Origin of the sequence: Bacillus sp. FSL R9-9834, assembly GCF_038006905.1 — a bacterium.
Taxonomy (GTDB): Bacteria; Bacillota; Bacilli; order Bacillales; family Bacillaceae_G; genus Bacillus_A; species Bacillus_A pacificus.
The window spans coordinates 1,231,129-1,256,519 of the sequence record NZ_JBBOWD010000001.1; the positions used below are offsets into that span (position 1 = coordinate 1,231,129).

The window sequence follows — 25,391 nt, forward strand, 5'->3', positions numbered from 1 at the left end:
GAAATAAAAAGCACCACCTTATATTTTACCTATAAGGTGGTGCTTTTTTAATTCCCTTGCTCATGTACAAGAGTGAACGTATCTTTCAACTCACTATCGTTTATTTTAATATTTGCTTTTTTCAATTCATCTTGCAATAGTTTTTTGCCGAATATAGGGTCAGAGATACGTTCTTCTTCTAAGTTTTTGCGAATAGAGTCTTTCACGTCATCATAAGGCTTTAAAGCTTTTTTATCAGTTAATTTAATAATATGATAACCGTTTGGTGATGCAACGGGATTGCTAATTTGTCCGACCTTTAGTTTATAGGCAGCAGTTTCAAATTCAGGTGCCATTCTACCTGAATTGAAGTATCCAAGGTCTCCGCCTTTCTCTTTTGATAGTAGGTCTTGCGATTCTTGTTTTGCTAGTTCTTCAAATGAAGCACCAGCATCTAATTTTTTCTTTATTTCTTTCGCTTCATTTTCGTCACTTACTAAAATATGGCTTGCTTTAATTTCAGGTTTATAGTGGTCTTTCACGTCTTTTTCTGTAATACTTTTCTTAATCGCTTCATTCATAGCAAGTTTGAACTTAATTTGATTTTTGAAATCAGCTTCATCTTTTAAACCATTGTTTTTCAATACGTTTTTAAATTGGTCTCCGTATTGATTTTTCGCTTTTTGTAATTCTTTATCTACATCATCGTCAGATACTTTATATTTTTTCGTGATAACGTCTTGCGCCATCATTTCGTACAGCATGTCTTTTCCGTAACGATCTTTCAACTGTTTTTCGAAGTCGCTCTTCGTAATGGTTGAGTCTGTTGCTGTAGCGACTGTATCTGAGTCGTTTTTTTGTCCACAAGCAGATAGCATTAATATACTTAGTAGTGCAGTAATAATGAAAATGTGTTTCCCTCTCATGCTAACACCTCATCCGAATATGTTATCGCTATTGTAGAATATAGAAGTGAACATGAAGTGAATTTTTAATGTTTTTTCCCTGTAAACTGTAAAAAAAGTACACCAACAATATTGTCGGTGTACGATGGAATCAAAGGTGATCAGTCTTTTTAGAATAGGCACGCTTACCTTGTTCTATATTCTTTTGTTCTTGCTCATTTTTTTGCGCGCGTTTTGCATTATTATCGCGTGCTTTTTTGTCGTTATCACTCGTATGTGGCATATGTATCAACTCCATTTCTAAACGTTGTACGTTTATCATTTCCTTTTTCGTAAAGACTATGTATAGCAGTGTACTCATGAATAATGAAGGTGGATTGGAAATGGATTTGAAGTTGAATTATACCGAACTTATAAAGAAGTTAATCGTTGTAATGGTCGCAGGTTTGTTAAATGCGATTGGAATGAATTTATTTTTAACGCCAGCGAAAGTGTATGCAAGTGGCTTTGCTGGATTGTCTCAATTGCTATCACAAATATTAGGTGATTTTTTATCTATTCACATATCAACCGGGGTATTATTTAGCTTGTTTAACATTCCAGTCGTTATTTTAGCCTGGAAAAAGGTTGGAAAGGCCTTTACTTTCTTTAGTTTTCTTTGCGTTATCTTTATGACTATGTTTTTAGAAATTATCCCAGTTAGAGCAGTTTCAAACGACATCATATTAAATGCGATTTTTGGTGGGCTTATTTCAGCAATCGGGGTAGGGATTGCGTTGAAGTGGGGGGCTTCTACAGGTGGTTTAGATATAATCGCCATGATTTTATCAAAGATTAAAGACAAGCCTGTCGGTACATATTTTTTCTTCTTTAATGCACTGATCATTATCGCTGCCGGCTATGTGTATGGATGGGAAAAAGCATTATATACTTTAGTGACTTTGTATGTGTCAACGCGAATCATCGATGCAATTCATACGCGTCATGTGAAGATTACGGCGTTAATCGTTACGAAGAATGGGGCGGATGTACGAAAGGCGATTCACTCACGCTTAGTGAGGGGGATTACAACTATACCAGCAACTGGTGCTTATACGAATGAAAATAAGGAAATGTTAATGATTGTTATTACTCGTTACGAACTGTACGAATTAGAGAGGGTTATTAAACAAGTGGACCCAGGTGCATTTACAAACGTACTGCAAACGGTTGGGGTATTCGGATTGTTTCGAAAAGATTAAAGAGGACCAAAGCTGGTCCTCTTTTTTAATGTGCATTCGTAATGTTTTGCAACTGCTCTTGCATTTCACGTAGCTGAACTTTTTCAGCTGTTGAAGAGTTTGCGTATGCAGAGTGCAAAGCGTTTTTTGCTCTATATACGAGATCTTGTTGCTCGGCACCGCTTGAACAAGATACGGCATTTGCAACAGCATCTCTAGCTTGTTGAAATAGTAAGTTCCCCATTTAGACCCCTCCAAAAGAAGAGTTACTTCTCGCTTTTTCTGCCTCAGCTAATGTACCTCGGTACGGGAATCTTGCATCATGCTTCATAACAGCATCGGCTCCTTGTTGGATAAAACGTTTTGATTTATTCTTTTTACCCATTCGAAAAACCCCCTTTATTTAGCTGAAAACAATCGACGCGCTAACTTTTGCGTCTAATGATAGTATGAGCGTTTGGCGAGAAACTATAAGCAGGGAATTTTTAGATCACAACCCAAGAACCTCTTCTAAATATAGTGCAATGCCATCTTCTTCGTTCGTTAGCGTCGTATGGTTTGCGAGTGATTTTAATTCAGGAATGGCATTTCCCATTGCGATGCCGTGACCAGCAAATTCAATCATTTCAAAGTCGTTATCTTCATCACCGAAAGCGATAATTCGCTCTTGTGGAATGTTGTAATGACTAGAAATTTTTTGTAGTCCGACAGCTTTATTTAATCCGCTTTTTACAATTTCAATAATTGGCCAAGGTGCGCCCCATTTTCTATGGTCAATTACTTCAGCATGCATATCAGTTAAATGTTGACGAATTGCACTGGAATGCTCGTCATGTGCGTCAATTAATAAGCAAGTTGGATGATCGTTTAAAATATTTAATAAGTCTCCTGTAAAAATGTTTGGAGAACCGAATTCAAAAATATGTTTTTTATCTTCATCAATTTCACGAACATACACATCGTCCATTACTTCAGCGTATATATTTTTCACGCCAAAATCAAAGCAAGCTCGGACAATTTCTTGTGCTGTTGCTAGCTCAAGAGGAGAGTGATGTGTGCCCCACTTTGAATCAAGAGGGTGATGTACGTAAGCGCCATTAAAGTTTACGATTGGTGTATTCAGACCAAGTTCTTTATAGTAATCATAACTAGCGCGGAATGGACGTCCTGTTGAAATAACGACAATATGTCCTTGTTCCTTTGCTTTTGCAATTGTATGTTTCGTTCGAGTGGAAATTATTTTGTTGTCTGTTAATAAAGTGCCGTCTAAGTCTAGTGCGATTAAATGCTGTTTGTTCATAATTTCACCTCTTATAATAATTTATTTTTGTTTCTATCTGTATTTCCGTTTTAATATGCAGAAATAAGAGGTTAAGCTGGGTGAGACCACCAAAGATGGAAACTTCACTATATATCCATCTTACGTCGCAAAGTGTTGCGGTGTCTACTATTTCTCGCTGGAAATTAAGAAAAGTCAACATCTTTTTAGAAAGTTCAAACAATGTTTCTTTCATTATGGACAAATTGTGAAAAGGGTTACATTGTTCGTAGGATGAGGCTTATAATGAACATGTAATCTTCTCGTATATGTTTGACTCTCCTTTGAAACTGGCCTATAGTAGGTTGGTTTCTTTTTTTTCTACAAATAGGGAAGAAATCCCTGCTTTAAGCTTGTGTCATTCATGTATATGTACAAGAATGAAATGTAGTACTTGTTTCCTAAACATGACAGACAAGCTTTCTTTTAAAATGGATATACTAATGAGGCAAAGACGTCATGGAAGGAGAATGGAAATGGGACAAAATCGTAGGTTTCGTTCTGGACAAAAAGCGCCAAATGATGGCATTTACGTAGAAATTGGTGAAACGGGAAGTATGGTGAAAGATCCGCAAATGGTAAAACTAACTGCTGGTGAAAAGTTTCCAGATAACACAAATCATAACCGCCAGTGGACATATAAAAGAAAACCGTAACAGAAGCCGCAATTATTATTGCGGCTTTTTTGTCGTCATCCATTTTAATTTCATTTACCGTATATTTTTCAGTCGTATCATGCATGCTCCCTTTTTCTTTTTCTAATAATAAGTTTGAAAATACATAATCAAAATTATTGTATAAAAAAGTCAGTTGGCGTATAATCAAATCAAAGGTCAAAGAAAGTCAAACATTTGGAGGACTGTAAAGATGGACTTAAATCAAATGACAACAAAAACACAAGAGGCGATTATGAGTGCTCAATCTTTAGCGGTATCTCATCATCATCAAGAAGTAGATACTGTTCATCTCTTGTTTACATTATTAGAAGAGCAAGATGGGCTAGCAGTACGTATTTTTCAAAAAATGAATGTCGATATAGAAGCGTTAAAACAAGGTGCTGAAGGTTTAATTAAGAAAAAGCCCTCTGTAACGGGAAGCGGTGCAGAAGCAGGTAAATTATATATAACAGGTGCTTTGCAACAACTGCTTGTAAGAGCAGGAAAAGAAGCAGAAAAATTGCAAGATGATTACATTTCAGTTGAACATGTATTACTTGCTTTTACTGAAGAAAAAGGCGATATAAACCAATTATTTACAAGATTTCATATTACGAAAGATAACTTATTACAGTCTTTAATGACAGTTCGGGGGAATCAAAGAGTGACTAGTCAAAATCCAGAAGCAACTTATGAAGCGTTAGAAAAATATGGTCGTGATTTAGTGGCGGAAGTAAGAGCGGGGAAAATTGACCCTGTTATCGGCCGCGATAGTGAAATTCGCCGCGTAATCCGCATTCTTTCACGTAAAACGAAAAACAACCCAGTTTTAATTGGTGAACCAGGTGTTGGTAAAACAGCAATTGTTGAAGGGTTAGCACAGCGTATTGTGAAAAAGGATGTACCTGAAGGATTAAAAGATAGAACAATCTTTGCATTAGATATGAGTGCGCTTGTAGCTGGAGCGAAATTCCGCGGTGAATTTGAAGAGCGTCTCCAAGCTGTATTAAATGAAATTAAAAAGAGTGAAGGTCGTATTTTACTATTCATTGATGAACTTCACACAATCGTCGGCGCTGGTAAAACAGAAGGCGCAATGGATGCAGGGAATATGTTAAAACCGATGCTTGCGCGTGGTGAACTGCATTGTATCGGGGCGACGACGTTAGATGAATATCGTAAATATATTGAGAAAGATCCAGCGCTAGAAAGACGTTTCCAACAAGTATTAGCAGAAGAACCAACTGTTGAAGATACAATTTCCATTTTACGTGGTTTAAAAGAGCGCTTTGAAATTTATCACGGTGTAAATATTCATGACCGCGCGATTGTAGCAGCATCAGTTTTATCAGATCGATATATTTCGGACCGTTTCTTACCAGATAAAGCAATTGATCTTGTCGATGAAGCGTGTGCAACAATTCGTACAGAAATCGATTCTATGCCGACAGAATTAGATGAAGTAACGCGCCGCATTATGCAGCTAGAAATTGAAGAAGCGGCTCTTGGAAAAGAAAAGGACTTTGGTAGCCAAGAACGTCTAAAAACGTTGCAACGTGAATTATCGGATTTAAAAGAAGTTGCAAGTGGTATGAGAGCCAAATGGGAGAAAGAAAAAGAAGATATTCACAAAGTTCGTGACTTACGTGAACATTTAGAGCGTCTGCGCCGTGAATTAGAAGAAGCAGAAGGGAATTACGATCTAAATAAAGCAGCGGAACTTCGCCACGGAAAAATTCCTGCAATTGAAAAAGAGTTAAAAGAAGCAGAAGAAATGGGCGCGCATAATAAACAAGAAAATCGTTTATTACGTGAGGAAGTAAGTGAAGAAGAAATTGCTGATATTGTTTCACGTTGGACTGGTATTCCTGTTGCAAAACTCGTTGAAGGTGAACGCGAGAAATTACTACGTTTAGAGCAAATTTTATCAGAGCGTGTCATCGGACAAGAGGAAGCGGTAAGCTTAGTATCAGACGCAGTTCTTCGTGCGCGCGCAGGTATCAAAGACCCGAACCGTCCGATTGGTTCCTTCATTTTCTTAGGACCTACTGGTGTTGGTAAAACAGAACTTGCAAAAACGTTAGCGCAGTCATTATTCGATAGTGAAGAACAAATGATTCGTATTGATATGTCTGAGTATATGGAGAAACACGCTGTGTCACGCTTAATTGGTGCGCCTCCTGGATATGTTGGATATGAAGAGGGCGGTCAATTAACAGAAGCGGTAAGACGTAAACCGTATTCCGTTATTTTATTAGACGAAATCGAAAAAGCACATCCAGAAGTATTCAACATTTTATTACAAATGTTAGATGACGGTCGCATTACAGATTCGCAAGGACGTACAGTAGACTTTAAAAACACAGTTATTATTATGACTTCAAATATTGGATCTGCTCATTTATTAGATGGATTAGAAGATGATGGCTCCATTAAAGAGGAATCAAGAGAGCTTGTTATGGGACAATTAAGAGGACATTTCCGACCAGAGTTTTTAAACCGTGTCGACGAAATTATTTTATTCAAACCTCTTACAACGAATGAAATTAAAGGTATTGTTGATAAAATTGTAAAAGAATTACAAGGTCGTTTAGCTGACCGTCACATTACGGTAGAATTAACAGACGCAGCGAAAGAGTTTGTTGTCGAAGCTGGCTTCGATCCGATGTACGGAGCCCGTCCATTAAAAAGATATGTACAGCGTCAAGTTGAGACGAAATTAGCGAGAGAATTAATTGCAGGTACGATTATTGACAATAGTCATGTAGTGGTTGATGTAGAAAATAACGAGTTAGTTGTTCATGTGAAATGAAAATAGGTTGTGGAGGAGGATTTCTCCACAGTCTATTAAAAAAAGCACTCTTAAGTGCTTTTTTTATTGTTTATAGACTCTGGTGCAACTTCATTATCGGTTTTAGTGTAGTAATTTTCATCGTGGTAGGGCAAAGCTAAGTGCTCCAATGTTTTTTCATCTTCTAGACAAATAATTTTCAATTCGTATCCTTCAAAATCGGTTGGATAGAAAATATCTTCACTTTGATTTTCAGTTAATGCTACATCAATCATATCCCTTAATTGTTCTAATCCTTTTTTGTTACCGATAATTATAGCTTGATCATGCCACATTTGCTGGCCGTAAATATTGCAAATCTTATAATCTTTGAAATTCATAACATTACTCCTTTATATTACGATATAATCTTTTTTAATAAGAGAATAGTGCTTTTTGTCCTTATATTAGTTATTTAACCGTTAAAGGATAATAAAGGATTTTTATCCATGTAAAAAAGAGTTCGGATAAAATCCGGACTCTTTTTTTAGTGTTGTTCTACTGGCTCGTTTGGAATTGCAGCTGCAATTGCTAGTACGAATACCGCAAGAACAACTGAGAAAATAGACGCTTGGTTAAAATCGTATGTACCGCCAGTCATAGAGCCGATTACGTAGCTCATCATATGTACAAGCAAGAACGACCAAATTAATGCCCAAATGAAACGCATATTTTACACCTCTATTCGTTCAATCTGTCCTTATTGTAACACAATTGAAAAAAGAATATAGAAAAATATTTGTAGATTTTTCAACGCAAATTTGCATTCCGTTCATACATTATAAAAGAGTACTTTTATACGTTTAGAAAATAAGGCGGGGGAAAAATGAGTATTACGGAACGTTTTTTTTACTTAGAAAAAGAACCATGCGTTATTTATTTACCAGAGAAGCCAAATGGATTTTCTGTCATGCTTCTTGGTGATTACAACTACTTTATTGAGAATGGTACAAGTTTATGGACACAGCATACAGGTAGATCTTATTTTTTACATGGCCTTATTGAGGAAGGCTATACGGTCTTTTCTTCTAATTTATACGGAAGACATTGGGGAAACGACCAATCTGTTCGTCTAGCGAAACGTCTATATGACGTTGTGTTGAGAAAAGAGACATTAAATGCAAAAATGCACATTATGGCAGATGGTATGGGGGCACTTGTTGCGCTTGAAATGATGAACAAATACCCTGAATGTATACGTTCTGTCATTATGTTAAATCCGTGTTTAGATTTACCAGAATATGTGGAGTTTGAGAAAGAGCATAAATTTTTTTACAAGAGACTCTTGAAGGAATTAAGTTTGGCGTATGATGCTAAGGAAGAAGAATTAGAAGCGAAAATAAATAAGAAATCATTTACGCTTCTTCCGTCTTGTGTACCTGTTAAAATTTTTGTATCAACACAAGAAAAAAGAGGAAGAAAACAGCTGCTACGTAAATACGAGAAAATGAGGCAATTGAACCAATGCGATACTTCTGTCTTATTCCATCTGCAAGATGTGAAATATAAAATGGTTAGGCAAACGACTGATTTCTTTAAAAAATATGAAGAAGAATTGTGAAGCTCCCATATACATAAATGAGGAGCTATTTGTTTCAAGGGGAAAGGGTTGGTGGTATGGAACGCGTGCTAATTATAGGTGCACTTACGTTTGTAGGTTATCACCTTGTGAATAAAATGATTGCAGAAGAAGTAGAAGTATATGGTCTTGATTTTGATGAATTTGATAGTATGACAAAAATTAATGAAGAGAAGTTATTGTTAATTGGGCGAAATGCGTTATTTACGTATTATTCGATAAGAGATGAAGACGGATGGAGATCCGTAGAGGAAGAGAAATTTGATGCGGTTTACTTTTGTCTGTATGAGCCAAATCAACAAAGGGGCTTTCGAAATGAAAGAGTTATATTACAGTATTTAAAGCGAATGATAAGACTGTGTGAAGAACATAAAGTGAAGTTAAATCTAATTTCTTCTATTGAAGTAGGAAACGCAGATGAGTCCGAAAATAAACGTTTATTTTCGAAAGTGGAAGAAGGATTGAAAAAAGGAGAGGTACAATATAGTGTATTTCGAGTTCCTACATTATATGGTCCATGGCAACCATCTTTTATGATGTATCATCAGCTCATGTTATCAGAACTGGGTGAGAAAGAGTGCCATTATGTGAGTGAGGAAAACGGAAGTGATCTACTGTACGTTGAAGATGTATGTGAATACTTATGGGAAAATGGAATGAACGAGGAGCATCTCGGTATATATAATTTACTTAGTGGCAAAAAATCATTATGGAAAAAAGGTATGAACCTTTTACGTGCAGAGGATAAAGTGAATAAAGAGAATGCGGAAGAAAGAGATGGAGCGGCCGAGGATATTTCAATAAAAAGAAATACCCCGTTAGAATACGGTTTAAATAAACAATTGGCACATATGAAAAAATATAAAGAGTTATACGAAGGATAGAGAGCATGTTACACTATGTATGTGAAAGTTTTAATGGAGAGGAAGAACGTAATATGAATGAGAAAAGCATGCAATTTTTACAAATCGCAATGAAGCATTTACCAGAAGCTAAGGCCATTTTAGATGATAATGGAATTGCGCTTGATATGGAGAAAGCTCAACCAGTATTAGAGTTATTGATGAAAGTTATGAACGAAGCATATGAGCTCGGGAAAGCAGATAAAGAATAAAAGCATTTTTTTAGACGGAAGAAAGGCCCGAACCGTAAGTAGAAGCGGTTCGGGCCTTTTTATATTTCGAAAGAATAGGGAAAGGTATGTTTCCGTTTCTTTTCATGAACAATAAGGTGAATAATGCGTTAGCTTTATGTTTTAGCTGAAATATATTCTAGACAAAAATACATTTATGTTTTAAAATTAGTACCAAGTCATAATAATTGATATAAAACGGAGGGCTGCGATGTGAACGTGGGCATTTTAGGGATCGGAAGATATGTGCCAGAAAAAGTAGTCACAAATCACGATTTAGAGAAAATAATGGATACATCCGATGAATGGATTCGTACGAGAACAGGGATTGCGGAAAGACGCATTGCCGATGATACAATAGATACTTCATATATGGCCGTAGAGGCTTCTAAAAAAGCACTTGAAGATGCAGGGATTAGCGGAGAGGATATCGATCTTATTTTAGTAGCCACAGTAACGCCAGATCGTGCTTTTCCAGCAGTAGCTTGTGTTATTCAAGAAGCGATTGGCGCAAAACATGCAGCTGCAATGGATTTAAGTGCAGCGTGTGCTGGTTTTATGTACGGAATGATTACAGCGCAGCAATTTATTCAAACGGGAACTTATAAAAATATACTAGTAGTTGGTAGTGATAAACTATCTAAAATTGTAGACTGGAACGATCGAAATACAGCAGTACTATTTGGAGACGGAGCCGGTGCGATCGTAATGGGAGCTGTTTCAGAAGGTAAAGGTGTTCTATCTTTCGAATTAGGAGCGGACGGAAGTGGCGGTAAGCATCTTTATCAAGACGAGTATGTTATGATGAATGGCAGAGAAGTCTTTAAATTTGCCGTTCGTCAACTTGGGGATTCTTGTCTTCGCGTTTTAGATAAAGCTGGTCTTACGAAAGAAGATGTGGATTTCTTAGTACCGCATCAAGCGAACATTCGTATTATGGAATCTGCAAGAGAGAGATTAAATTTACCACAAGAAAAAATGAGTATGACAATTGAGAAGTTCGGTAATACATCAGCTTCTTCCATTCCGATTGCGATGGTAGAGGAATTGCAAAACGGACGTATTCAAGATGGTGATTTAATTATACTTGTTGGTTTTGGCGGCGGATTAACATGGGGAGCAGTCGCTCTTCGTTGGGGTAAATAAGGACTGAGAGAAAAAAAGGAGTGTATTTTGTATGGAAAAAAAGAGGGTCGTAATTACAGGATTAGGAGCTGTTACACCGGTCGGTACAGATGTTGAAACAGCGTGGGAAAACATTAAAAAAGGTGTATCTGGAATCGGACGACTTACAAGAATTGATCCGGAACTATTTCCAGCAAAAGTAGCAGCAGAAATTAACGACTTTGAAGTCGAGAAATATATTGATAAAAAAGAAGCGCGTCGTATGGATCGCTTTACACAATATGCAGTAGCGGCAGCGAAAATGGCAGTTGCAGATGCAAAGCTTGAGATTACAGAAGAAAACGGACCTCGAATTGGTGTATGGATTGGTTCTGGTATTGGCGGTATGGAAACATACGAAGAACAATTTAAGATTTTTACTGAGAAAGGTCCGCGCCGCGTGAGCCCATTCTTCGTACCGATGATGATTCCAGATATGGCAGCAGGCCAAGTATCAATCGCAACAGGAGCAAAAGGAATTAACACTTGTTCTGTAACGGCTTGTGCATCTGGTGCAAACTCAATTGGTGATGCGTTTAAAGCGATTCAGCGAGGTGATGCTGATGCAATGATTACAGGCGGAGCAGAGGCGCCGTTAACAAGTATGGCATTCGCAGGATTTAGCTCAGCGAAAGCATTAACATTCAATGAAGATCCAGCAACAGCTTGCCGTCCATTCGATAAAAACCGTAGCGGTTTCGTAATGGGTGAAGGTTCGGGTATTTTAATTCTTGAAGAATTAGAGCACGCATTAGCTCGTGGTGCTCACATTTATGCAGAAATCGCTGGTTACGGTGCAACTGGTGATGCATTCCATATTACAATGCCGGCTCCTGGCGGTGAAGGTGGCGTGCGCGCAATGCGTCAAGCTTTAGCAGATGCAGGTCTACAGCCAGAAGATATTGATTACATTAATGCGCATGGTACAAGTACGGATGCGAATGAAAAGTATGAAACGATGGCAATTAAAGAAACGTTCGGTGAGCATGCGTATAAAGTAGCGATTAGCTCAACGAAATCAATGACAGGTCACTTATTAGGGGCAGCTGGTGCTGTTGAAGCGATTTTCTCTATTAAATCAATTACAGATGGAGTAATTCCTCCAACAATTAACTATGAGACACCAGATCCAGAATGTGACTTAGATTACGTACCGAATCAAGCGAGACATCAAGAAGTAAACGCAGTGTTAAGTAATTCATTAGGATTCGGTGGTCATAACGCAGTATTAGTATTTAAAGCGTATAAATAATAGATGAAATAAGGAGTTTTTTCGTAACATATTGCGAAAAAACTCCTTATTTATTTTTACGCCTTTTTCTCCTTTTGCATATACATAAGAAAAAGGAGGGATAAAGATGGGGGTTGTTGAAACTGCTGAGTGGTTACATCTATATTACGGACGGCCAGAAAAGCTGTGTGAGAAGTTTACGAAGTATATCCCGCTACCAAAAGAAAGATTGTATCGCTTTTTAATTTCTAAAGGTATGTATCGCCCCGTTATGCGAGGAGAACGAGAAATTAAAGAGTTAGAGAAAAAGGAAGTTTGGAAAGAGTTACGTGCAGAATATGAGAAGCTGAAAGATTGGCTAAAAGGTCCAGATGTCCCTGTCTTTATTTTATTATCAGATTCCTATAATCGAACGGTACAAGAAGAGTATAACGGCAGGGCTGGATTATCTATGCGTCACGTTATTTTCTTATTTGTATGTGGACGGAATTCGGTGGAAGAATTAAAAGTGTTACTAGCGCATGAATATCATCACATATGCAGGTTACATCAAATTGAGACGAAAGAAACGGAATATACATTACTTGATACGATGATTATGGAAGGTTTGGCTGAGCAAGCGGTAACGGAAAGATATTCAGAAAAAAACAATGCACCGTGGACGACGTATCTTTCAAAAGAAGAGGCTATATATTATTGGAAAAATGTTGTGCATGAAAGAATAAGTATAAAGCGAGGAACAAGGGAGCACGACATCTTATTAAATGGATTTCATTCTTATCCGAAGATGCTTGGCTATGCGCTTGGATTTCATATTGTCAAAGATTGTGTAACTTTGGAAGGAGAAGATACACTTTCTTTATTGCCTATAGATGCGAAAGAAATATTGAATAAAGCAAATACATTTCATATATAAAAAAACAGGAGCTCTCTTTCCTGTTTTTTTAGTATTAATAGAAGAAAAAATAATAATTAGAATATATTTCCTTAGGTGGAATAAAGTTAAGAAAAATTGAACATAATGATGGATACAAACAGTAGTGAAGTGAGGGGTAGTGAATGTTATATCTACATGATGTATGGGTAAATTGGTTTGAAGGTGAAGAAAATGGGTATAACGTTTGTCATTTTTACGAATGGCGGAAAGATGATACGATTGAGCTATTAGATCAAGTGCCATTATTAAAAGTAGATGCCACATTATATCATTACATCGAGAACGAATTGTTAGAGCTTCCGCAAAAAATGTTGGAAGACGTACATCATAAGGCTTATATTCGTAAAAATCATGAACGTTTGCAGCAAGAGTATTGCTTTGTAGTTACAGATGGAAAAGGAATTATTGCGATTGACACAATTGGTTACAATGTACCGATTCGAAAAAGTAGACTTATACCGCGCCAAGAGCAGATGGTATATGAGATGGTAGAAAACGTACAAGCAGAAAAGTATGAGTTCCAAGTAGAAGAAATAGAAAAAGAACATCATATTTTATCACCATCACCATTCATTATGAATGGCCTGACTCGTAAAGAAAGACAGCTTAAACAATTATTATTTATGGCATTAGATCAATTACATACAACGAAAAACACAGCAGAAATTCGCTATTGGTTCACAGAGTGGGATCCATCAGCATACGGAATGGTTCAACATATGGAATTTGAAGATATTTGGGCTAAGCTGTATGAGGAAGCGAAAACAGGTTGGTCTGAGAAGCACGAACAATTATGCGAGCGTCTCGTAAAAGGACAGCCATTTTTTGAAAAGTTATGGGAAATGGAAAACGAGCAAAAGGTAAATTAAAAAAACCGCCGATTGGCGGTTTTTTTAATTTGGTGTAACTTATCTTCAGCAGCAAGCTCTTCGTGTCTAAGAACTGAACGAGCTGCCTCCGCTTTTATATGAAATCCAGCTCTGGCTCCTAGCCCTTCGCTTTATATGTTACCTACGTTTTCTGCTTAGTCCCATTGCGTTTTCTACTTTGCGTAGTTGTTTGAATGCGACGCGGTTTGCTTTTTCGGCACCTTTGTCTAGAATTTCGTCTAGTTCTGGTGAGTTAATTAGTTCGTTATATTTGTCTTGGATTGGGCGAATCGCTTCTACGACTACTTGTGCTAGGTCGCCTTTGAAGTCGCCATATCCTTTTCCTTCGTACATTGCTTCGATTTCTTCAACTGTTTTTCCAGAGAATGAAGAGTAGATTGTTAATAAGTTAGAGATGCCAGGTTTGTTTTCTTTATCGAATTTCACGATACCTTCAGAGTCAGTTACAGCACTCTTAATTTTCTTTTCAATTGTTTTTGGTTCATCAAGCATGCTAATCATTGATTTTGGATTCGGATCAGATTTACTCATTTTTTTCGTAGGCTCTGTTAGTGACATAACGCGAGCTCCTACTTTTGGAATGCGGATTTCAGGAATTGTGAATACTTCACGGAAGCGTTTGTTGAAACGCTCTGCTAGGTCACGTGTTAATTCCATATGTTGCTTTTGATCATCACCAACAGGCACGATCTCAGTGTTGTAAAGTAAAATATCAGCAGCCATTAATGGTGGATACGTTAGTAATCCAGCTGGTACTGAATCTCTACCTGACGCTTTATCTTTATATTGCGTCATACGCTCTAATTCTCCAACGTAAGCAACTGATTGCATAATCCATCCTAGTTGAGCGTGTGCCGGTACTTCTGATTGTACAAATAACGTAGCTTTTTCAGGGTCGATACCGCATGCTACATAAAGTGCAGCAAGACTGCGGATGTTTTTACGAAGCCCGACAGGATCTTGAGGTACTGTAATCGCATGTTGGTTTACAATACAGAAATAACAGTCGTGTTCATTTTGAAGCTCTGTAAATTGCTTCATAGCTCCTAAATAGTTTCCAAGTGTAATCGTTCCACTTGGCTGAATACCAGAAAAGATAACTGACATAATTAATTCCTCCTAAATTTGAATGCGTAATGGGGAAGAGAAGGCAAACAAAAAAAGCCCATTCATCCCAAAAAACTATAGGGACGAATGGACCGCGGTACCACCCTAATTATTTCACTACTGTGAAATCTCTCTAATCCATAATAACGTTTGGATATAACGCCAAAGCCTACTACTTTCGGTTCGGTTTGGAGCTCAAAAGCCCATTCCATACTGTACAATTACTTGTTCACACCAGCCACAAGCTCTCTGAAATTGCCTCAATATGTACTCTTCTTTATCATCGCATACATATAAATTTATTTATTGTTACCTGAGCTCTTTAAATATGAAAGAACTAAAGTTTTATAACAAAATGTTTTGCTGATTATTATATCATATGGGATAGTGTTTGCAAACTACATCAAAATAGTAAAGCTAATGAAGGTCGAGAACAACCCAAGAATGATACCGGTAATGCAAATTGGATACGTCCATTTGAATGAATATGTTTTATAAATACGTTCTTTCTTATCGACAGGTTCCTCTACTTCTTCAATTAAAGAGTCAATTTTTTTGTTCGTACCAAATACTCTTTGGAAGGCGTAAATTGTTACATTAAAAAATCCATTTTGAAATATGAATAAAAAACCGCCTATAAGAATAAAAAATAGTGCAATATAAAACGAGATGTTGACAAAATTCAACAAAAAATGCGATGAAACGAGGAATGCACCAATACTAGAAGCGATTATCGCTATGAAAATTAGTATACAAGTATGAAAAAAAACTTTATTCAAAATGTTCCCCTCCGTCAAAATATTACTAGAATTATTATACTATAAAAGCTATAATATGTACTAGAACTAATTTTTTGAAAATTATACGCAATTAAAGGTCTGATTGCAAGATGATGGTAGCAATGTTAACGTATCCCTTTACAAAAAAATAAAAATATAAACATTTTATTAAAAATTTTAACAAAAAAACAAAAAACTATATTCACAATTGTTATATTATATGTATAATGAAAATTGTAGAAACTTGGAGATTATTCTTTCAATTCTACTTTTTTACAAGTGAGGGTACAGGAAGTGCAATTAGGGGAGGCAACACAACATGAAGAAAAAGATACCGTTATTACTTGCATCGACGTTGACTGTCAGTATGTTAGGAGCTTGTAGTTACCAAAAAGAGGATAATAAAGCAGGCGCGAAAGAAAAATCCTCAAACAAGCAAGTGTTAAATCTAACTGAGACAGCTGAAATCCCAACTATGGATACGACGTTATCAACAGATGCAACATCTTCTAACATCATGAATAACACAATGGAAGGGTTATATCGTCTGGGGAAAGATGATAAACTTGTTCCAGGTGTCGCTAAATCTTATGAGAAATCAGAGGATGGCAAAAAGTATGTGTTTAAGTTACGTGAAGATGCGAAATGGTCTAATGGTGAACCTGTAACAGCGAAGGACTTCGTTTATTCTTGGCGAAGAGCTGTAGATTCAAACACGGGTGCCAAGTTTGCTTACATACTATTTGATGTTAAAAATGCGGAGAAAGTTAACAAAAAAGAGTTACCAGTTGAAGAACTTGGTGTAAAGGCAATTGATGATCATACACTTGAAGTGGAATTAGATAACCCTGTTCCTTATTTTGTAAGTTTAACAGTCTATCCAACATTGTATCCTTTGAATGAGAAGTTTGTAACAGAACAAGGAGCAAAATTTGGATTAGAATCCAATACGACACTTTATAATGGTCCATTCGTATTAAATGAATGGAAGCATGAACAAAGTTTCAAGCTTAAGAAGAATCCAACGTATTGGGAAAATAAAGAAGTAAAACTTGAGGAAATAAACTTCAATATTGTTAAGGATCGTTCAACTGCTATAAATTTATATGAAACGAAAGCAATTGATCGTGTAGTCTTAACATCAGAGTTTGTAGATAAATACAAATCAGATGCTGACTTTAAAACGATTAAGAGACCATCTACACAATTTATTCGCTTAAATGAAAAGAATAAATTTTTAGCAAATAAAAATATCCGAAAAGCAATTGCAATGTCCTTTGAACGTGAAAACATCGGAAAAGTAATCTTAAACGATGGTTCAGAGGGTATATATGGTTTTGTTCCGAAAGGCTTAGCAAAAGGTCCGAATGGAAAAGACTTCCGTGAAGAAAACGGAAAGCTTATAAAAGAGGATATGAAAGAAGCACAAAAATACTGGGAAGCTGGTAAAAAAGAACTTGGTGTAGACAAAGTAGAGTTAGAGCTATTAAACTTTGATACTGATGATGCTAAAAAAATCGGAGAGTATTTAAAGGGACAATTTGAAAAGAACTTACCAGGTTTAACAGTTCCAACAAAAATGCAACCATTTGCACAAAAATTAAAACTTGAAGCAAGTGGAGATTATGCAATGTCATATGCGGGATGGAGTCCAGATTATATGGATCCAATGTCATTCCTTGAAATGTATACGACAGGTAATGCGCAAAACAAAGTACATTACGCAAACCCAGCGTATGATGATTTAATTAAAAAAGCAAAAACAGAAGTTGATGTACAAGCTCGTTGGGATGCATTATTACAAGCAGAAAAACAACTGCTTGAAGATGCAGCAATTGCTCCAGTATATCAACCTGGAAAAGCATATTTACAACGCCAATCTATTACTGGCCTATTAGAACATAAATATGGCGGGGAATTTAGCTATAAGTGGGTTGAACTCAAAAACTAAAAATGGTTTCCATCATGAATAAGGGTATATGCCTATGATGGGCATGTACTCTTATTTTAAAAAAATAAAAGTAAGAATATTTAAAACTATCTTATTGCTTTTGAGAAAAACGGGGAGGTGCTTGACTATGGGACGTTATGTATTAAAACGTTTCGTGTACATGGCTTTGACATTATTTTTAATTACTACACTGACTTTCTTTTTAATGAAATTACTTCCGGGTTCTCCGCTTAAAAACCAGGAGAAGTTATCACCGGCACAAAAAGAAATCATTCTTGAAAAATATGGCTTAAATGATCCAGTACCAGTTCAATACGCACGTTACTTAGGTAACTTAGCAAAAGGTGATTTAGGGGTATCATTCCAATATGATAACCGTCCAGTAACAGACATGATTGTGGATCGCATTGGACCATCAGCACAACTTGGTTTACAAGCGATTATATTAGGAACATTTATCGGTTTAATTTTAGGAATCGTTGCGGCACTTCGTAACAATACGTGGGTCGATTATGGAGCGACAATTATTTCCGTACTCGGGATGTCGGTACCATCGTTCGTATTTGCCGCATTACTACAATATTTCGTAGGGGTAAAACTTGGATGGTTCCCAGTAGCATTCTGGAAAGGACCAGAGTTTACAGTAATGCCTACAATCGCTTTATCGATGGCAGTTATTGCAACAATCGCACGTTTCGCTCGTGCAGAGTTAATTGAAGTTATGCAAGCTGACTACATTTTAACAGCGAAAGCGAAAGGAATTAGCCAAGGCGTTATCATTATCAAACACGCCCTTCGTAACGCGTTAATTCCAGTTGTAACAATTTTAGGACCAATGGTTGCAGGGTTAATTACAGGTACATTAGTTATTGAGCAAATTTATGCTGTACCAGGACTAGGGGAACAGTTCGTTAAATCTATTACAGTGAATGACTATACAGTTATTATGGGAACTACAATTTTCTATAGTGCGATCTTCATCTTAGTTATTTTCATTGTTGATATTTTATACGGAATTATTGATCCTCGTATTCGTTTAGCGGGAGGGAAAAAATGATGAAAGATGTACAAAAATTATCTCCAGACTTATTTCAACAAGCTAATCAAAATAATGTGGATAATGAAGTCATTGCCCGTCCAAGCTTAACGTTTTGGCAAGATGTAAGAAGACGTTTGTTCCAACATAAAGGAGCAATGTTCGGTTTAGTTTTATTAACGCTTATTATCTTACTAGCAATCTTCGGACCGATGGTAAGTAAGCACTCGTATAAAGAGCAAGATTTAGGACGTGCAAAATTGCCACCGAAAATTCCAGTTATTGAAAATGTTCATTGGTTACCATTTGACGGTACAGATCAATATGGTGTTGACCAATATGAAAAACGTGATATTAAAGAGTATTTCTGGTTTGGTACAGATGATCTTGGACGCGATTTATGGACAAGAACATGGGAAGGTACACGCGTATCATTATATATCGCTCTTTTAGCAGCAGCAATTGACTTAATAATTGGGGTTGCATATGGAGGTATTTCAGCATTCTATGGCGGTAGAGTAGATAACATTATGCAACGTATTATGGAGATTATTAACGGTATTCCATACTTAATCATCGTTATTTTAATGGTAATCATTATGGGATCTGGTATATGGTCAATTACACTCGCAATGGCAATTACAGGTTGGATAGGGATGTCGCGTATCGTTCGTGGACAAATCTTAAAATTAAAAAACCAAGAATACGTATTAGCATCTCGTACATTAGGTGCAACAAATACACAATTAATTGTAAAACACTTAATCCCGAACGTAATGGGACCAATTATCGTAATGACAATGTTTACAATTCCAACAGCGGTGTTTGGTGAGGCGTTCTTAAGCTTCATCGGTTTAGGTATTCAGCCACCATTCGCATCACTAGGTTCTCTTGTAAATGACGGTTATAAATCAATTCAAACGTATCCGCATATGATGTTCATTCCTGCGGTTGTCATCAGTATATTAATTTTAGCATTTAACTTAATGGCAGACGGATTACGCGATGCGTTAGATCCAAAAATGCGTAAGTAAAAGAGGGGAGAGGCAAAGATGAAAACATTGTTAGAGGTAAAAGATTTACAAGTCTCCTTTGATACACATGCAGGTGAAGTACAAGCTGTACGCGGCGTTACTTTTGATTTGAAAAAAGGGGAAACATTAGCGATTGTAGGAGAATCTGGTTCTGGGAAATCAGTTACTTCTAAAGCGTTAATGGGTTTAATTCCGAATCCTCCTGGACGCATTAAAAATGGTGAAATCGTATTTGAAGGTCGTGACTTAACGAAATTAACAGAAAAAGAAATGCAGCAAGTACGTGGTAAAGATATCGCGATGATTTTCCAAGATCCAATGACATCATTAAACCCAACGATGACAATTGGAAATCAAATTATGGAAGGCCTTATTAAACACCAAGGGATGAGTAAAGCAGACGCACGTAAAGTTGCGTTGGAATTAATCGACCTTGTAGGTATTCCAAATCCAGAAGCTCGTTTAAAACAATATCCGCACCAATTCTCTGGTGGTATGAGGCAGCGTGTAGTTATTGCGATGGCGTTAGCTTGTAACCCGAAATTATTGATTGCGGATGAGCCGACAACAGCGCTAGACGTTACAATTCAGGCGCAAATTTTAGAGCTTATGAAGGACATTCAGCAAAAAACAGAAGCAGCAATCATTTTCATTACGCATGACTTAGGTGTAGTGGCAAATGTTGCGGACCGCGTAGCAGTTATGTACGCTGGTAAAGTTGTTGAAATCGGAACTGTAGATGAAATTTTCTACAACCCAAAACATCCATATACTTGGGGCTTAATCGCATCTATGCCAAGTTTAGATGGTTCAGAAGAAGAGTTATATGCAATCCCTGGAACGCCTCCAGATTTATTGAAGCCGCCAAAGGGAGATGCTTTTGCACCACGTAACCCACAGGCATTAAAAATTGATTTTGAAATGGACCCACCTTTATTTAAAGTAAGTGATACACACTATGCGGCAACTTGGTTACTTCATGAGCAAGCTCCAGAAGTAAAACCGCCGGCAGTCGTTGAAAAACGCATTCTTCAAATGAAAGCAGGTGAACAACATGACTAAACAACGTGAGAAATTAATTGAAGTAAAAAATGTAAAGCAGCACTTCGACGTGAGTGGTGGTGTTGTCAAAGCGGTTAATGATATTTCATTTGATATTTACCGCGGAGAAACATTTGGTCTTGTAGGAGAATCAGGTTGTGGTAAATCAACAACTGGAAGAACGATCATTCGTTTATATGATGCAACTGCTGGTGAAGTATTGTTTGATGGTGAAAATGTACATGGTAAAAAATCACGCGCAGAACTGAAGAAATTCAACCGTAAAATGCAAATGATTTTCCAAGATCCATATGCATCATTAAACCCGCGTATGACAGTAGGGGATATTATTGCAGAAGGTATTGATATTCACGGATTAGCGAAAAACAAAAAAGATCGTATGGACCGTGTTCATGAATTATTAAACACAGTTGGTTTAAATAAAGAGCACGCAAACCGTTTCCCGCATGAATTCTCAGGTGGACAACGTCAACGTATCGGTATCGCTCGTGCACTTGCTGTAGAACCTGAATTTATCATTGCCGATGAGCCAATCTCAGCACTTGACGTATCAATTCAGGCACAAGTTGTAAACTTACTGAAAAAGTTACAAAAAGAAAAAGGATTAACATACTTATTCATTGCCCATGATTTATCAATGGTAAAATACATTAGTGACCGCATTGGCGTAATGTATCGTGGTCAAATCGTTGAATTAACAACAAGTGATGAGTTATATGCAAATCCAATTCATCCATATACAAAATCACTATTATCAGCAATTCCACTTCCAGATCCAGATTATGAGCGCAATCGTAAACGTATCGTATACGATCCATCTCAGCACAATTATGGTAGTGAAGAACCGACAATGCGTGAAATTCGCCCAGGACATTTCGTATTATGTTCTGAAGCGGAGTATAAGAAATATAAAGAGATTTATCAATAATAAAAAATCCATTCTCCTGAAGTGACCCCTAAAAGTTAGACACGGTTATTTCATTAGGTAGCTTGATAAAAGTGAGCCCGGTATTGTACCGGGCTCACTTTTAATTTTGCCTTTATCCGTTTTGTGTTTTTATTTTTCATGGATGGACGCCCCTTTTTCTTTGGTTCAAGGGCATCTAAGCCACCTACTTCAATTTGCTTCTTCCATTGATAAACCGTTGTAAAAGAAGGAATCGTGAATATAGCCGCTGTATCCATTAACGATATACCCGATTGAGCCATAAAATTTAGTACGTCTAGTTTAAACTCTACGGTGTAATTTGTATAGACCTCGTGTAAACCTTCTTCCCCATGGAGTTCGTATAGGCGCAACCAGTATTGAAATTGTGCCTTTGTAACATGCATCTGTTTTACATATGCGGTTTGAGAAATTATTTTTGGATTAAATCCTTGAACGAGCGTTACCTTTGAATCCTTCGTAAATTTTGTCATACAAAAAACTGCACCTCCAATTGTTAGACTGTGTCTAACAATTGGAGGTGCAGTTCAGAAGAATGGCTTTTTTATTGATGGAAGGGATGACAGGATAGATTGGTTTTAAAATTAGTTTATCTCAATTGTTGTTACTTAATTTAAACTTATAAAAAAGAATTTTCCATAAGTTTATTTCTATTTCGAGACTAAAAAATAAGTGTTTTTTAGTAGGAAAAGCTGATTTTATTATTTTGATTGGTGAAAGAGATAGTACTAATATGTAGATATACATCATGATGTGTTTTTGAAATAAAAGCGTTTTTGTAAAGTAAACGAAAAGATTTATACAATCATGAAAGAGAACGAGTATCTATTAAAAATAATGGGGAGGAAGCAATTTGCTGAAGAAAATTATTTCGATGTTCGTCGCTATTGGGATAGTATTCATAGTAGGTAGTAGTTTTAATGTGTCACATGCGTATGAAAAGACAGGATACAAATTATCGACAAAAAATCAGAGTTTTAAATGGGGTGACCGTTTATTGGGAAGCAGTGTAATAAAGAGTGGTTGGCAGGATGCTATTTCATCTTGGCAAAATAGTGCGGCTAATGCCAAATTTTTTTATCACGGATCTTCGGTACACACATTAAATTCGTGGTATGAATCCTCGTCCACATATTATGGAAGAATGAGTGTTCAATTAAATAATAAAATTGTTACGAAGTTTTCTGGAGACATTAATGCAGGTAATACAAATATCACGAAATCAAATGTTGCTAAAAGTACGGCTGTTCATGAATTAGGACATGCATTAGGACTCGATCATAATACAGGGACATCTATTATGAATAGTGATAGAGATCGTACCAAAATGCATGTTCCTCAAAAAGATGATGTGAATGGTGTAAATGCAATTTATAAGTGAAAGTAAGGGGGGATATATAATGAATAAAAAATTGAAATTCATTTTGTTGACAGTCCCTTTCGCAATTTTCTTAGGTATAGGGGGATATAGTATTTATTTTGAAGAAGTCGAAGATAAAATAATTTTAATAACTAAAGATTTTCCATCCACAAGTAGATTAGAAGACATGGTTAAGGAAGCCGATGTAGTTGCAATAGGCAATTATGATGGCTTTGATTCAACTTGGAATATGGCGCGTAATCCACAAGACATTAGTCAAGAAGATCAGGAGAATTATGTAGAGGGGCATTTATACAATTTTAACGTAAAAGAAGTTTTAAAAGGAGACCCTTTACAAGGTAGAATGAAAATTAATTATCGATACGCAGAACAAATTGAAATCGATGATTCGAATAGTAAGGTTGTAAATGAAGACCCTCTTTATATAAAGCCGGAGATTGGGAAGAAATACATGTTATTTTTGAAAAAAGATGAAAATATGAATCATTACTTTGGTGCAATTGAACCATTTTCTATAATGTTTGATGAAAATGATATAGCGTATTTACAGTCAAACTTATTACATGTAGACGAAGAGAGATTAAGTGTTAAAAAGAAACAAGATAACCAAACATATATTTTAAAAAATCAAGTGGATCATACAATATCGGATACGATTTCTAATAAGAATATTGACGAATTGAAGATAGAAATTGAAAAGTATAATTAAAAAAAGCTGTTCCAACAATTTGTTGGAACAGCTTTTCTCCAATGCGAATTTCATTTATAAATGACTGCATCTCGATTAAAGGAGTGCTACTGCGCCTGAACAGAAACAATCTCCTCTTGTTCTTGAGGTTTAACAAGTGCATAACGCTCCCACGCTCTACTTTTCCAGCGGAAGAACATAATAATGGCACGTGTCCATTCATCAATAGCAATTGCTAGCCAAATACCAACGAGCCCCATATCTAAATGGAAGGCAAAAAAGTAGCCGAGTGGTAAACTCATTAACACCATAGAAAATGCGCCGATTAAAACTGGGTACTTTGCGTCACCAGCTGCACGAAGTGAATTGATGATGACGATGTTCATCGTACGTCCTGTTTCAAGTAGTACACTTAGTAAAAGAACGCTTGCACCTAACGAAATAATGTGCGGATTATCTGTAAATAGTCCCATTAATTGTGTGCGGAATGTAATAACGAGAGCAACCATACATAAAGTGACACCAATCGCCCACTTTACACTTTTCCATACACGTTCATACGCTTCATCTTTTTCACCACCGCCAACGAGGCGCCCAATAATAATTGCAGTTCCCATACCGATTGCAATAGCGAATAAATAAGTGAACATAGAAATGTTCGTAGCGTATTGTCTAGCCGCTAACGATTCCGTTCCTAAATATGTTGCATAGTATAAGAAGACAATTTGGCAAGCTTGATACATAACCTGCTCAAATGCAGATGGAATCCCAATCTTTAAAATTTTTCCGATGTATTCTTTTGATAAGGTGAAGTAGTATTGTAATTTCACACGGTACTCCATAACGCGGTACAGTAACCAGAAGAAAACGATAAGCGCGATTAGCCTGCTGGCAGCAGAAGAAATGGCAGCCCCTTGTACACCAAGCTCTGGAAAACCAAATTTCCCGAAAATGAGTACGTAGTTTCCAGCGATATGAATAATATTCATTCCAAGTGAAATAAACATCGCTTGCTTTGTGAAGCCATGTACGCGGATAATTGCGGCTAATGAATTAATAATAGCTTGAAGGAAAATAGCTCCTCCGACGATAGATAAATAGCTCTGTGCATATATAAGTACATCGCCTTGTAAGTTCATCGCCATCATCATATGTTTTGAAAATAAAAGAAAACCAGCACTTATAACGATTCCGACCACTAAATTTAATGTGACGGCTAAAGCTGATATTTTAGATGCTTCCATAAAACGTTTGGAACCGAGGTATTGAGATACGACGATAGCTGCGCCGTTCCCGATGACTTCTAGTACCAAAATAGCGATATGGAGATATTGATTCGCTGCACCAACCCCAGATACAGCATCGTCTGATAATGCACTTAACATGAAAGTATCAGCGATCCCCATTAACATAAATAGAAAAACTTCTAGAAAAATAGGCCATGTTAATAAGAATAAACTTAATTTCTCAGTGGGCCCGTTTTTTGCCTGAATTGCTGTCATGTCCGTCCCCTCTTTACCGATATCTATTTTTAGCAAAGTGTATCGTAACATACTTTCTTAACCT

The 25,391-nt window shown here is 36.7% G+C and carries 27 protein-coding genes, 1 pseudogene and 1 other annotated feature; of the genes and pseudogenes, 17 read left to right on the plus strand and 11 right to left on the minus strand.

Features of this window, described 5'->3' with window-relative positions; translation table 11 throughout:
• Positions 1-47 precede the first annotated feature (47 nt).
• Together prsA and MKY00_RS06415 are read right to left on the minus strand one after the other, a co-directional pair.
• Positions 48-905: a peptidylprolyl isomerase PrsA gene (prsA, locus tag MKY00_RS06410; RefSeq protein ID WP_016716859.1), complete on the minus strand. Its 858-nt coding sequence runs from the start codon at positions 903-905 to the stop codon at positions 48-50.
• Between the two features lie 130 nt (positions 906-1,035).
• The gene (locus MKY00_RS06415) at positions 1,036-1,167 is read right to left on the minus strand and encodes a DUF3941 domain-containing protein (RefSeq protein WP_001120845.1); all 132 of its coding nucleotides are present in this window, start codon (positions 1,165-1,167) and stop codon (positions 1,036-1,038) included.
• 100 nt (positions 1,168-1,267) lie between these two features.
• Here MKY00_RS06415 and MKY00_RS06420 point away from each other — a divergent pair, with 100 nt between their 5' ends.
• Entirely contained in the window at positions 1,268-2,125 is an 858-nt protein-coding gene (locus MKY00_RS06420; protein WP_000364456.1) for a YitT family protein, read from the plus strand.
• Between the two features lie 25 nt (positions 2,126-2,150).
• Here MKY00_RS06420 and MKY00_RS06425 read toward each other — a convergent pair whose 3' ends face one another.
• The 3 genes from MKY00_RS06425 to MKY00_RS06435 form a co-directional block, all read right to left on the minus strand.
• Entirely contained in the window at positions 2,151-2,348 is a 198-nt protein-coding gene (locus MKY00_RS06425) for a DUF3813 domain-containing protein (protein ID WP_000527392.1), read from the minus strand.
• On the minus strand, positions 2,349-2,489 hold the full coding sequence (locus MKY00_RS06430; RefSeq protein WP_000516816.1) for a hypothetical protein: 141 nt from the start codon (positions 2,487-2,489) through the stop codon (positions 2,349-2,351).
• Between the two features lie 105 nt (positions 2,490-2,594).
• Positions 2,595-3,404, minus strand: a complete 810-nt coding sequence (locus MKY00_RS06435; RefSeq protein WP_001041235.1) for a Cof-type HAD-IIB family hydrolase — start codon at positions 3,402-3,404, stop codon at positions 2,595-2,597.
• 494 nt (positions 3,405-3,898) lie between these two features.
• Here MKY00_RS06435 and MKY00_RS06440 point away from each other — a divergent pair, with 494 nt between their 5' ends.
• Both MKY00_RS06440 and clpB read left to right on the plus strand, forming a co-directional pair.
• On the plus strand, positions 3,899-4,078 hold the full coding sequence (locus MKY00_RS06440; protein ID WP_000531421.1) for a YjzC family protein: 180 nt from the start codon (positions 3,899-3,901) through the stop codon (positions 4,076-4,078).
• Positions 4,079-4,289: 211 nt separating this feature from the next.
• Positions 4,290-6,890 carry an ATP-dependent chaperone ClpB gene (clpB, locus tag MKY00_RS06445; RefSeq protein ID WP_016716861.1) on the plus strand — a complete coding sequence of 867 codons (2,601 nt, stop codon included), beginning with the start codon at positions 4,290-4,292 and terminating at the stop codon, positions 6,888-6,890.
• A 50-nt stretch (positions 6,891-6,940) separates the two neighbouring features.
• On the opposite strand, the gene MKY00_RS06450 is transcribed toward clpB, so the two are convergent.
• Together MKY00_RS06450 and MKY00_RS06455 are read right to left on the minus strand one after the other, a co-directional pair.
• The gene (locus tag MKY00_RS06450) at positions 6,941-7,249 is read right to left on the minus strand and encodes a hypothetical protein (protein ID WP_016716862.1); all 309 of its coding nucleotides are present in this window, start codon (positions 7,247-7,249) and stop codon (positions 6,941-6,943) included.
• A gap of 146 nt (positions 7,250-7,395) precedes the next feature.
• Positions 7,396-7,578, minus strand: coding sequence for a YjzD family protein (locus MKY00_RS06455; protein WP_001211114.1), 183 nt, complete (start codon positions 7,576-7,578; stop codon positions 7,396-7,398).
• A gap of 156 nt (positions 7,579-7,734) precedes the next feature.
• Here MKY00_RS06455 and MKY00_RS06460 point away from each other — a divergent pair, with 156 nt between their 5' ends.
• The 7 genes from MKY00_RS06460 to MKY00_RS06490 all read left to right on the plus strand — a co-directional run bounded on the left by MKY00_RS06460 (position 7,735) and on the right by MKY00_RS06490 (position 13,820).
• Positions 7,735-8,469: a hydrolase gene (locus MKY00_RS06460; RefSeq protein WP_000028715.1), complete on the plus strand. Its 735-nt coding sequence runs from the start codon at positions 7,735-7,737 to the stop codon at positions 8,467-8,469.
• Between the two features lie 29 nt (positions 8,470-8,498).
• The gene (locus MKY00_RS06465; RefSeq protein WP_016716863.1) at positions 8,499-9,371 is read left to right on the plus strand and encodes an NAD-dependent epimerase/dehydratase family protein; all 873 of its coding nucleotides are present in this window, start codon (positions 8,499-8,501) and stop codon (positions 9,369-9,371) included.
• A gap of 53 nt (positions 9,372-9,424) precedes the next feature.
• On the plus strand, positions 9,425-9,601 hold the full coding sequence (locus MKY00_RS06470) for a ComZ family protein (RefSeq protein ID WP_001986215.1): 177 nt from the start codon (positions 9,425-9,427) through the stop codon (positions 9,599-9,601).
• 231 nt (positions 9,602-9,832) lie between these two features.
• Positions 9,833-10,765, plus strand: coding sequence for a beta-ketoacyl-ACP synthase III (gene fabH / locus MKY00_RS06475; RefSeq protein WP_001100536.1), 933 nt, complete (start codon positions 9,833-9,835; stop codon positions 10,763-10,765).
• Positions 10,766-10,796: 31 nt separating this feature from the next.
• Positions 10,797-12,035, plus strand: a complete 1,239-nt coding sequence (fabF, locus tag MKY00_RS06480; RefSeq protein WP_000412655.1) for a beta-ketoacyl-ACP synthase II — start codon at positions 10,797-10,799, stop codon at positions 12,033-12,035.
• A 106-nt stretch (positions 12,036-12,141) separates the two neighbouring features.
• Entirely contained in the window at positions 12,142-12,930 is a 789-nt protein-coding gene (locus MKY00_RS06485) for a DUF2268 domain-containing protein (RefSeq protein ID WP_000539320.1), read from the plus strand.
• A gap of 143 nt (positions 12,931-13,073) precedes the next feature.
• Positions 13,074-13,820 (plus strand): YjbA family protein, encoded by a 747-nt coding sequence (locus tag MKY00_RS06490; protein WP_000966125.1) that lies wholly within the window; start codon positions 13,074-13,076, stop codon positions 13,818-13,820.
• A 138-nt stretch (positions 13,821-13,958) separates the two neighbouring features.
• Here the strand turns inward: MKY00_RS06490 and trpS are convergent, their stop codons facing one another.
• Positions 13,959-14,948 (minus strand): tryptophan--tRNA ligase, encoded by a 990-nt coding sequence (gene trpS / locus MKY00_RS06495; protein WP_000110985.1) that lies wholly within the window; start codon positions 14,946-14,948, stop codon positions 13,959-13,961.
• Between the two features lie 76 nt (positions 14,949-15,024).
• Positions 15,025-15,241 (minus strand) — a binding site (T-box leader).
• A gap of 105 nt (positions 15,242-15,346) precedes the next feature.
• Positions 15,347-15,727, minus strand: a complete 381-nt coding sequence (locus MKY00_RS06500) for a DUF3899 domain-containing protein (protein ID WP_001044987.1) — start codon at positions 15,725-15,727, stop codon at positions 15,347-15,349.
• 319 nt (positions 15,728-16,046) lie between these two features.
• Between MKY00_RS06500 and MKY00_RS06505 the strand changes: the two genes are divergently transcribed.
• From MKY00_RS06505 to MKY00_RS06525, 5 genes are all read left to right on the plus strand, one after another.
• Entirely contained in the window at positions 16,047-17,678 is a 1,632-nt protein-coding gene (locus MKY00_RS06505) for a peptide ABC transporter substrate-binding protein (protein ID WP_000727229.1), read from the plus strand.
• A gap of 127 nt (positions 17,679-17,805) precedes the next feature.
• Complete coding sequence (gene opp3b / locus MKY00_RS06510) at positions 17,806-18,735, plus strand: oligopeptide ABC transporter permease (protein ID WP_000534165.1); 930 nt, start codon at positions 17,806-17,808, stop codon at positions 18,733-18,735.
• On the plus strand, positions 18,732-19,748 hold the full coding sequence (opp3C, locus tag MKY00_RS06515; protein ID WP_000974100.1) for an oligopeptide ABC transporter permease: 1,017 nt from the start codon (positions 18,732-18,734) through the stop codon (positions 19,746-19,748). Before opp3b ends, opp3C begins: the two co-directional genes overlap by 4 nt.
• A gap of 18 nt (positions 19,749-19,766) precedes the next feature.
• Positions 19,767-20,810 carry an ABC transporter ATP-binding protein gene (locus tag MKY00_RS06520; RefSeq protein WP_000854346.1) on the plus strand — a complete coding sequence of 348 codons (1,044 nt, stop codon included), beginning with the start codon at positions 19,767-19,769 and terminating at the stop codon, positions 20,808-20,810.
• Positions 20,803-21,738 carry an ABC transporter ATP-binding protein gene (locus MKY00_RS06525; protein ID WP_000166342.1) on the plus strand — a complete coding sequence of 312 codons (936 nt, stop codon included), beginning with the start codon at positions 20,803-20,805 and terminating at the stop codon, positions 21,736-21,738. The genes MKY00_RS06520 and MKY00_RS06525 overlap by 8 nt, the downstream gene beginning before the upstream one ends.
• Positions 21,739-21,839: 101 nt before the next feature.
• Here the strand turns inward: MKY00_RS06525 and MKY00_RS06530 are convergent.
• A pseudogene (locus MKY00_RS06530) lies at positions 21,840-22,229 on the minus strand (helix-turn-helix domain-containing protein); the annotation flags it as partial.
• Positions 22,230-22,630: 401 nt separating this feature from the next.
• Here MKY00_RS06530 and MKY00_RS06535 point away from each other — a divergent pair.
• Complete coding sequence (locus MKY00_RS06535; RefSeq protein ID WP_029141081.1) at positions 22,631-23,137, plus strand: matrixin family metalloprotease; 507 nt, start codon at positions 22,631-22,633, stop codon at positions 23,135-23,137.
• 19 nt (positions 23,138-23,156) lie between these two features.
• Positions 23,157-23,846, plus strand: coding sequence for a hypothetical protein (locus MKY00_RS06540; RefSeq protein ID WP_016716867.1), 690 nt, complete (start codon positions 23,157-23,159; stop codon positions 23,844-23,846).
• 86 nt (positions 23,847-23,932) lie between these two features.
• On the opposite strand, the gene MKY00_RS06545 is transcribed toward MKY00_RS06540, so the two are convergent.
• Positions 23,933-25,378 carry an MATE family efflux transporter gene (locus MKY00_RS06545; protein WP_029141083.1) on the minus strand — a complete coding sequence of 482 codons (1,446 nt, stop codon included), beginning with the start codon at positions 25,376-25,378 and terminating at the stop codon, positions 23,933-23,935.
• Between the last annotated feature and the right edge of the window lie 13 nt (positions 25,379-25,391).